Genomic DNA, 7690 nt, shown 5'->3' with positions numbered 1-7690 from the left:
AACTCCTTGGGAATCCACTCATGCATGTGCCTGCAGTGCGGGCAGGTTTTCATTCCGTACATGTAGAAGTGGATTTTACTCAGGTATATCTTGGTTCCGTTGACGACGACGTAGGAGGGCTTTGACGGGGTTGACGTTGGGGAAGTTGAGGAGCTCGTTGAAGTTCCTATGCAGCCCGCGGAAAAGCCCGCTATGATTATGAGCAACAGAAGGACTCCCGTCTTCTTCATCAAACCACCACTACCACATTCAGGGTTCTGGTTATAAAAGTTCGGGGAGCGGAACCCTTAAATCATGGTTCACACTACTCCTATGGGGGTTCTCATGCAGGCATGGTACCGCTCACGTGCCCTTTACGATGCCGTGATGAAGCTCGTAAAATCCGGCAGATTCGACGAGGCCGTTAAAATGGCCGAGAACATACCCGATAAAGTGGTCAGGTCCCGAGCCTTTAATCAGATAGCCGTTGAAGTGGCGAGGGCCGGTGGGAACTACTCAGAAGTCTTGGCAAGGGCCATAGAGGCCGCGCTCGATATAGACAGAAAGGACGAAACTACAAAAGCCCTTATGGGGCTTGCCTTTGAGTTCATGGAGATGGGCAGGTTCGAGGATGCCCTCATGATAGCGAGCCACATAACGGACGTCTCCAACCGCTCGAAAGTTGAAGCCGAGGTTGCGCTCAGGCTCGCAAAGAGGGGAGACCTTGGGGAGGCCATGAAAATCATCAACGGAATCCTCGACGAGGACGTAAAGACCTGGGCAACGTCAAGGCTCGCGAGCGAACTTTAGCGAAAAAAAGGCAAACAACTCTTGTATCAGCCTACTCTTTAACAAATAAAGCTCCACAACCCTTTTCTACTGATTTTAGATTGTTTTTGAGGTGACTGCAATGAACGGTGCGGCGGTTGTCGGTCTAATCGGAATGCTCCTGCTCGTGGGTTCATGGATACCCCAGACAGTCGAAACGATAAAGAAGAGGAAGTGTCCCCTGAATCTCGGCTTCATCGTCATCTACGTAACCGCATCGAGCCTGCTAACCCTCTACGCCTACTTCCAGAGGGACTGGATATTCTTCACACTGAACTTCCTTGCGGCTTTCCAGAGCGCGATAAACCTCGTTGTGAAGCTGACCGAGAAGTAACTCACTTCCTTCCATAAAGCCCGACTATCTCCCCCCACTGAATAACGTGGCCCTTCATCGCCTCCTCAAGCTCTTTCCTCGTTGCCCCCGGAGGGAGGTTCAGGGTCGTATCGAGGGCGTAGACCTTGAAGTGGTAGTGGTGAACGCTTCCCCTCGGCGGACAGGGCCCTCCGTAGCCTATCCCCCCAAAGTCGTTCCTGCCCTGAACCATAGGAATCGGCTTCTCAACTTTCCCAACCTTTGGAACAGCCTCCGGAATCTCCCCAACCGGGGGAATGTTCCAGGCTATCCAGTGGGTAAACGTTCCCCCCGGAGCATCGGGGTCATCAACTATGATAACGAGGCTCTTCGCCCTTTCGCTTATGTTGCCGATGAATATAGGGGGATTTACGTCCTGTCCGTCGCAGGTGAACTTAACCGGAATGTAGCTCCCGTTGTGGAAGACGGAACCCACTTTAAGGGTCTCCGGAGCGCCCATCTTCCCACCCCCGGAGAGACAGCCTGCTCCAACTAAAAGGAAGGCAACGACCAGCGGCACCGCCCATCTCATATTGTATACTACCCCTTTGTCCGTAAAAGGCTTTCTGGCCAAAGGTTAAATAGGTGTAGTGCGTTCTCCAAACCATGCGCGTGCTGTGGGAGAAGGAAGTTCCAACGGAGATAATCAGGGTTTCCCCCCGGCCGGTGTGGAAGTGCAGAGCCTGTCCGATGTACGGAAAGCGACCGAGCTGTCCGCCCCATGCTCCAGACTGGCGGGAGGCCAGGGAGTGGGTCAGGGCCTTCAAAAGGGCTGTTCTCATAAAGTTTGAGATAGACATGGAGAACTTCGAGGAAGAAAAGAGGCGGGCCATTATGTACCTCCTGGAGAGGGAAAGGGAGTATTTCAGAGAGGGAAAGATGTATGCGATGGCGCTGTTCCCCGGTTCGTGCAACCTCTGCCCGGACTGTCCCTTTGAACGGGGAGAACCCTGCAGGATGCCGACCAAGGTCAGACCGAGCCTGGACGCCGTTGGAATAGAGATAGGTTCTCTCATTGACATAGACTTCTCCGAGAGCGTTCTCTACGGAATGATACTCGTGGAGTGATGAAAATGTCCCCGATAGCGTACGTTGCCCTGCTCGGAAGGTCGCCCTGGGCGACCGTGAACACCTACTACAAGGTCATGAAGGAGGGAAAGGGAAAACGGGACATCAGGCGCGTCTACGTTTTCACCGAGGAGAGGTACAGGAGGAGTCTCCCACGGGTGGTGAGGGCCGTTCAAACTATATCGGAGGCGTACAACCTCAGACCCAGCATCGAGACCGTTGTTATACCGGACTACGGCTTCTTTGAAGCGGACAGAAGGTTCAAGGAGCTTTTCACAAAACTCGGGGCTGAAGGCTACAGAATAGGCCTCGACATAACCTCAGGCAGGAAAGCCCTGGTTGCGGCGGCCATAGTTCAGATTAGAGAGTTCCCCGTCTCATTTATCGTCTACATGGGGCTCCTTGACATGGACTTCCCGGACAGGCCCTACATGATGATTCCAACCCACATGCAACCCATCAAAAACTTCCTCGGGGAGGAGAGGAATGGAAGCTGAGGTAATAACCAAACCTGAGCTTCAGGTTTTAATCAACGTGCTCGCCGAGCGGGGCGAACTTAAGGTGAGCTATCCCCTCTACGGACTTCCCCTCTTGAAGGCAGAGGCCTGCGAGCGGGGCTACCTCGTAAGCGTCCTGACGGACAGGAAAACCTTCAACTCCCGAGTCCCACCGGGCCTCTCAAACGAACTCCCCACCTGGGGGGATTTCTATGAGTGCTTTATCTCCGCCGGAATCCTCCGCTACGACAACCTAGACGAATTCGAGAAGACGCTGGAACTCTACGAGAGGCTGAAAAAAGGAGTTGCGTTCGCGCCCGATACGAACCTCTTCTACCACCGCTTCATATCCTCCTACAGACCGCTCGACGGATACCAGATAGTCGTCGCCGAGGGCGTCAAGAAGGAAATCGAGGACGCGATGAACTACAAGTACAGACACAAACAGCTTGAGGAGATTTCACGCGAGGTTCTCAACGCCCACCTCCTTAGGGAGTTCAGCAACAGGAGAACAAAGAAGAGCAGGAAGGCGGCGTACATAGCCCTGAAGGAGTTTGAAAGGCTGAAGCCAAGAATAATAATCGCCGAGAGCGTGAGCGAGCCGGCCCACAACAACGACGAGGTCATAGTCAAGTCCCTCAAGAGGTACGACAACATGACGCCCACCCTGCTCGTCTTCCTGACGGCTGACATCGCGATAACCGACGTTGCCGAGATGGAGGGGCTAGAGTACTTCCTCTTCAAATATCCGAGAGAAGAACTGGGAAGGCACGAGGTCTCAGCGTATCAGCTCAGGACGCTCCTCTTCAACCTCGCGGCCGTCTTCGGTGTTATAGAGCTGAACGGAACCCTGATTTTCGGTGAGTTTGGTGGAAAGATGGGCCTTGACGAGCTTAAGGTCGTCTTCGAGCGGGAGGACAGGGTTTACAACGAGTTCACCTTCCACCTCAAGCTGAGCAGGAAGCTGATGGAGATTATGAGATGAACCATGTGAATAGAGCTTAATTATGTTTTCAATTTTCCCTCGATGGTTTTTAGAACGTCTTCAAGTGAGACCTCCTTCGAGGGCTGAACGTTGTCCTTGGAACCGACGTGCTTATGATGTGGAAATGTCTCCAAGTGCCTGTGATGCGGTGCGTTATCCCAGCGAATTAGCAGATTTCCGTTCTTCTGCCACTGGAACGAATAGCTGTACTCATGCTCGGAAACGAACTCCCTGATGTAAAGGATGTAAAGAACGCTTCCGTCCACCAATTTCGCCTTGATTTTCAGGAAATAGAAGTCTTTACATTCCTTGTAATCGAGAACCTCATATTCTCTGACGACTGGGCTATCCTCAAGCAACTCTAACTCTCTGAGCATTTTCAATATCCTTTAGTCTGCTTTCGAGCTCCTTTAGTTTCTTTAAGTAAGCCTTCCACTCGATGTAGTCGTCCCACTCCTCAAAGGACTCCTCCGAGTTTTTCAACTTCCTTTCAAACTCCTCGAGTGTCATTCCGTATTTCTCCTCGAACAGCCGGAGTTTTTCCTTTATCGGGGCAATCTCAGATAGTATCCTGAGCTTCTCATGAAGGAGTATGTCTCTCTTCGAAACTACTACCTCACTCATTTTCACCACTGATTGAGTATATTCAACTTTGAATAAATACCTTTTTGTGAACGGGAAGTAACACGGAGAGGTCACCGGCTGACGCAGAGCGCCTTCAGGTAGTTTCCGCTGAGGACGAGGAGGAAAGTAAAGACCGCCAGAACCTTCGAAATCGCCGGTGATAGGAGGAGCAACGCGAGAGATGTAGCGATACCGATGGCGACGAGCTCCCCTTTTCTGCCTTCCCCGCCGTACCGGTACTCGATGAGAAACGTCAGCCAGGCCAACCCAACGATTATTAGCCGTGCAACCGTTAATCCTACCATCAGAGCGCAGAGGCCAAAGAGGAGAAAGGGAAGGGCGTAGAAAATCCTTCTCATGCCCTCACCCCAACGTCAGTCTGCCTGAAGAGACGTTCGTGCCGTTGCAGAGGACAGTGAAGACGTAGTCGTTGGGTTTGACGACCCTGACCACGAACTTCATCTCTCTCGTCTGGAGCAGGGTCCTTTCGGTGACGTTGTTTAGCTCACTGGCGCTGACCCTCGTCGTGAAGGTAACGTTTCCCAAGGGGTGAACCTTTAGATAAGCCGTCGTTCCGACGAGTCCGTTTCCTTCTTTTCTTGAGATTGAAACAGGGAGAGGGTCAGAGTAGGCAACGCACGTTGCTCCTTTGATTTCCCGACCATTGATGCTTACGTTGACGTCCTTCGGAACGAACGCTGGAACGAGCTTTAGGACGTAAACCGTTATGCTCGCGTTCATGTTTCCCTCAACTTCAGCTGTGAACGCGTAGAGGGTGACGTTGGTCGAGTTCAGAAAGCGCTCAATCTCGTCGAAGTACGCCATCGGAGCAGTCAGCCAGCCGGAGAAGGTTCCGTTTATTTCGGCGGTGCCGACGGCGCTCGTGAAGGACGATGTTTCACCGGTCTGGGTCCCGGAGGAAGAAGGCGTTGAGATGTTTCCGGCACCGTGCATCTGGGTTTGGGTCGTTCCCGGAGTCGAGATGCACCCGCCAATGAGGGCTCCGAGGAGAATCAGAACCAGAACGAGGGCGTTTGTTTTGTCCATACTCCCACCGAGAGTGTTAAGAAGCTAAAGCTTAAAAGTGTTATGCAGGAAAACTAAAGAAAGATAGAAATCAGCTCAGCATTCCCTCGAGCTTCTCGACGAACTCGATGCTCCTCTTAAGGTCGGCAAAGTACTCCTTAGCTTTTTCGACGTGCTCCCTTTCGACCCTTCCGCCCTTAGCCAAAACGCTCGCCGGGGCCAGAAGCTGGACGGCGTAGCGCAGGCTTGTCCTCTCGCCAAGCTCAGCCAGGTAATCCAGCGCCTCTTCGCTGACGTCAATTTTCTCCTCCTTCGCGCGAATCTTCACTATCTCCCTGATTTCCTCCCTCTTGTAGGGTTCTGTGTTGATTATGAGCAACCTGTCGAGCATGTCGATTGGTATCCCGTGGGGCGCCTCTATGTCGGTGCCCCTAATCTTCGTCCTTCCGCGGTTGGTGGCCAGGATAAGAATCGGGGCCAGCTCACCCTCCATCGCCCTCGCGAGGAACGAGAAGGCTTCGATGTCGAGCATGTGGCACTCGTCTATGAACAGCACCCCCGGAACGAGCGTGGCCCTTCCCTCCTCAATCCACTGCTTGACCGTCTCATCGACCCTCTGTCTAATCTCATCGCTTATCTCGGCGCCGGTACTGAAGAGCAGGCCGAAGATGTTGCCCCTCGCGTTGGCAACGTCGAGGTCGTGGAGGGTAACGGTGTAGGTGAACTCCTTTATCTTGAGCACCGGTCCGCTCGGGAGGTTTACCCTGCGCTTGAAGAAGAGGCCTTCCTCCTCCCTCGTCGTTCCTATCCTCGAAACCTTGCCGGTTTCGGCGTCAATCTGTATAACGTCCCCCTCCTCGATGCCCAGCTCCATGAGCTGATACGCTATCTCCCTGCCGGCCCTTATAGTTTTCTCGTCGTCCTTCGTGCGGAGGGTTATGATTACGCTCTCAGGAATCTCCACGTAGGGGTTGAAGGGATGCCTCGTCTTCCGGATTTCAATCCGCCTGACTTCTCCCTCGTAGACCTTTCTCTCCTCGCTGATTCTAACGCCTATTGCCCTTCTCATAGCCTGCTTGAGGAACTCCGTCTTTTTGACTTCAGCGGAGTAAATCTCGCTTCCCGCTATCTGAACGAAGGGGACGTCCTCGCCTAGTTCCCTCGCTATGCCCATCGCTATTGCCGTTTTACCGCTTCCTGTCGGGCCAACGAGAAGGATTCCCTTGCCGGCGAGCTTCCCCCGCTTTATCAGCTCCACGGCAATTCCCGCGGCTTCCCTGGCCTTAATCTGACCTACCATTCCGTCCGCCTTGAATTTGGCCTTTCCGTTTTCGTCGAGTCCGAGTCCCCTGATGTGAGAGTGCATGCCAACCCTCTCGAACGATACCTTCGCGACTTCCTCTATAATCGCCGGCAAGGTCTCACCCCCTTTAATCTTTCCAAAAGTAACTAAAAAGGAGGATTTAAAAATTTGACGGGCGGCTCAGGCGGATTTTCCGGGCATCCCTCACCCCAAAGGCCAATGTCATCATCGCCGCTCTCCAGTTGTTGGGAACCCTTAAAAGCTCATCTCAGTTTGAGCCAGAAGTACAGGAACGAGACGCCAACGATTATCGAAACCGCGAGCAAAAAGGCCCCAACGAACCTTGCAACGAAAGAACCCTCCCTAACGGCCAGAGAACCCAGGATTAAGCCCGCAGGAACTATGGAGAGAAAAGCCCTCTCAGACCTTGAGACAAAAGGAAGGAGGAGGAACGGAACCGCGAGCAGGTAAAGGGGGTTGCCGTAGTTTATAAACAGCAGAAACGGCAGTAGGACGCCAAGCAATAGGTGAAGTCTCGAACCGGTACCCCTCTTGGAACGGTTGGCCGTGTGGACACCCCAAAATAGGAAGACCAGCGAAAGGATGAAAAGTCCCTTTGAGAGGAAGGAATCCGAGTTCTCCAGATAAACTGAAGCCGCCACGAGAGCGAACGATACTGCGAGTAGCACTCCGCTCCTCATAGGACCACCTCAGAGGACGTTGAGGTACTTGTGAACCTGGAAGCTCAGCCCCACGTTCTTCCGACCGAGGATTAGGGCGGCCTCACGGTAGAGTTCCATAAGCCGCCTCTGCTCAATCTCAATCGGCTCCCTCGGCTGGATTACGAGGGGAGCAATGCCCTTCAGAAGCTCGGCGTACCAGCGGACGTTCTCGACCTTTGTCTCCGATGTGACCACGAGCTTGGCGTAAACCTTTGCGCCGGCATCCCTCAGAATCCTAATGCTCTCAACCTCCCGCAACACAAGAGACCTCCAGTCGTCGGTCGCTTTAGCGGTCTCGTCCTTTAT

The 7690-nt window shown here is 53.2% G+C and carries 12 protein-coding genes and 2 pseudogenes; 5 read left to right on the top strand and 9 right to left on the bottom strand.

The features are described 5' to 3' along the window. A pseudogene (locus MVK46_RS07265) lies at positions 1 to 230 on the bottom strand (glutaredoxin); the annotation flags it as partial. 94 nt (positions 231 to 324) lie between these two features. On the opposite strand from MVK46_RS07265, the gene MVK46_RS07260 reads away from it, so the two are divergent. Both MVK46_RS07260 and MVK46_RS07255 read left to right on the top strand, forming a co-directional pair. Then, a complete protein-coding gene (locus tag MVK46_RS07260) occupies positions 325 to 789 on the top strand; it encodes a hypothetical protein (RefSeq protein WP_297535966.1) in 465 nt (154 codons plus the stop codon). A gap of 100 nt (positions 790 to 889) precedes the next feature. Further along, positions 890 to 1141 carry a lipid-A-disaccharide synthase N-terminal domain-containing protein gene (locus MVK46_RS07255; RefSeq protein ID WP_297535965.1) on the top strand — a complete coding sequence of 84 codons (252 nt, stop codon included), beginning with the start codon at positions 890 to 892 and terminating at the stop codon, positions 1139 to 1141. Position 1142: 1 nt separating this feature from the next. Here the strand turns inward: MVK46_RS07255 and MVK46_RS07250 are convergent, their stop codons facing one another. Continuing rightward, positions 1143 to 1691 (bottom strand): YbhB/YbcL family Raf kinase inhibitor-like protein, encoded by a 549-nt coding sequence (locus MVK46_RS07250; protein ID WP_297535964.1) that lies wholly within the window; start codon positions 1689 to 1691, stop codon positions 1143 to 1145. 74 nt (positions 1692 to 1765) lie between these two features. Between MVK46_RS07250 and MVK46_RS07245 the strand changes: the two genes are divergently transcribed. The 3 genes from MVK46_RS07245 to MVK46_RS07235 are packed head-to-tail and all read left to right on the top strand — an operon-like array spanning position 1766 to position 3709. Beyond that, complete coding sequence (locus MVK46_RS07245) at positions 1766 to 2227, top strand: DUF2284 domain-containing protein (RefSeq protein WP_297535963.1); 462 nt, start codon at positions 1766 to 1768, stop codon at positions 2225 to 2227. Further along, entirely contained in the window at positions 2227 to 2724 is a 498-nt protein-coding gene (locus tag MVK46_RS07240) for a hypothetical protein (protein ID WP_367182641.1), read from the top strand. Before MVK46_RS07245 ends, MVK46_RS07240 begins: the two co-directional genes overlap by 1 nt. After that, a complete protein-coding gene (locus MVK46_RS07235) occupies positions 2714 to 3709 on the top strand; it encodes a PIN domain-containing protein (protein WP_297535962.1) in 996 nt (331 codons plus the stop codon). The genes MVK46_RS07240 and MVK46_RS07235 overlap by 11 nt, the downstream gene beginning before the upstream one ends. A gap of 20 nt (positions 3710 to 3729) precedes the next feature. Here the strand turns inward: MVK46_RS07235 and MVK46_RS07230 are convergent, their stop codons facing one another. From MVK46_RS07230 to MVK46_RS07200, 7 genes and pseudogenes are all read right to left on the bottom strand, one after another. Then, on the bottom strand, positions 3730 to 4086 hold the full coding sequence (locus MVK46_RS07230) for a DUF6516 family protein (protein ID WP_297535960.1): 357 nt from the start codon (positions 4084 to 4086) through the stop codon (positions 3730 to 3732). Further along, the gene (locus MVK46_RS07225; RefSeq protein ID WP_297535967.1) at positions 4061 to 4333 is read right to left on the bottom strand and encodes a hypothetical protein; all 273 of its coding nucleotides are present in this window, start codon (positions 4331 to 4333) and stop codon (positions 4061 to 4063) included. The genes MVK46_RS07230 and MVK46_RS07225 overlap by 26 nt, the downstream gene beginning before the upstream one ends. A gap of 71 nt (positions 4334 to 4404) precedes the next feature. After that, complete coding sequence (locus MVK46_RS07220) at positions 4405 to 4692, bottom strand: hypothetical protein (protein WP_297535959.1); 288 nt, start codon at positions 4690 to 4692, stop codon at positions 4405 to 4407. Between the two features lie 4 nt (positions 4693 to 4696). Continuing rightward, positions 4697 to 5380, bottom strand: coding sequence for a hypothetical protein (locus tag MVK46_RS07215; RefSeq protein WP_297535957.1), 684 nt, complete (start codon positions 5378 to 5380; stop codon positions 4697 to 4699). A gap of 70 nt (positions 5381 to 5450) precedes the next feature. Then, positions 5451 to 6776, bottom strand: a complete 1326-nt coding sequence (locus tag MVK46_RS07210) for a RuvB-like helicase (RefSeq protein ID WP_297535956.1) — start codon at positions 6774 to 6776, stop codon at positions 5451 to 5453. Positions 6777 to 6925: 149 nt separating this feature from the next. Continuing rightward, positions 6926 to 7363, bottom strand: coding sequence for a hypothetical protein (locus tag MVK46_RS07205; RefSeq protein WP_297535955.1), 438 nt, complete (start codon positions 7361 to 7363; stop codon positions 6926 to 6928). A gap of 9 nt (positions 7364 to 7372) precedes the next feature. Beyond that, a pseudogene (locus MVK46_RS07200) lies at positions 7373 to 7690 on the bottom strand (7-carboxy-7-deazaguanine synthase); the annotation flags it as partial.

Origin of the sequence: Thermococcus sp. (assembly GCF_027066465.1) — an archaeon.
In the GTDB taxonomy this organism is placed as follows: domain Archaea; phylum Methanobacteriota_B; class Thermococci; order Thermococcales; family Thermococcaceae; genus Thermococcus.
Note: the sequence above shows the minus strand (reverse complement) of the source record. Positions and strands in the feature narration are given on the sequence as shown.

Excerpts from the sequence above, each read along its gene's own strand:
- MVK46_RS07205 (WP_297535955.1), bottom strand. The coding sequence starts at position 7,363 with ATGAGGAGCGGAGTGCTACTCGCAGTATCGTTCGCTCTCGTGGCGGCT.
- MVK46_RS07225 (WP_297535967.1), bottom strand. The coding sequence starts at position 4,333 with ATGAGTGAGGTAGTAGTTTCGAAGAGAGACATACTCCTTCATGAGAAG.
- MVK46_RS07230 (WP_297535960.1), bottom strand. The coding sequence starts at position 4,086 with ATGCTCAGAGAGTTAGAGTTGCTTGAGGATAGCCCAGTCGTCAGAGAA.
- MVK46_RS07220 (WP_297535959.1), bottom strand. The coding sequence starts at position 4,692 with ATGAGAAGGATTTTCTACGCCCTTCCCTTTCTCCTCTTTGGCCTCTGC.
- MVK46_RS07250 (WP_297535964.1), bottom strand. The coding sequence starts at position 1,691 with ATGAGATGGGCGGTGCCGCTGGTCGTTGCCTTCCTTTTAGTTGGAGCA.
- MVK46_RS07235 (WP_297535962.1), top strand. The coding sequence starts at position 2,714 with ATGGAAGCTGAGGTAATAACCAAACCTGAGCTTCAGGTTTTAATCAAC.
- MVK46_RS07240 (WP_367182641.1), top strand. The coding sequence starts at position 2,227 with ATGAAAATGTCCCCGATAGCGTACGTTGCCCTGCTCGGAAGGTCGCCC.
- MVK46_RS07260 (WP_297535966.1), top strand. The coding sequence starts at position 325 with ATGCAGGCATGGTACCGCTCACGTGCCCTTTACGATGCCGTGATGAAG.
- MVK46_RS07245 (WP_297535963.1), top strand. The coding sequence starts at position 1,766 with ATGCGCGTGCTGTGGGAGAAGGAAGTTCCAACGGAGATAATCAGGGTT.
- MVK46_RS07255 (WP_297535965.1), top strand. The coding sequence starts at position 890 with ATGAACGGTGCGGCGGTTGTCGGTCTAATCGGAATGCTCCTGCTCGTG.
- MVK46_RS07215 (WP_297535957.1), bottom strand. The coding sequence starts at position 5,380 with ATGGACAAAACAAACGCCCTCGTTCTGGTTCTGATTCTCCTCGGAGCC.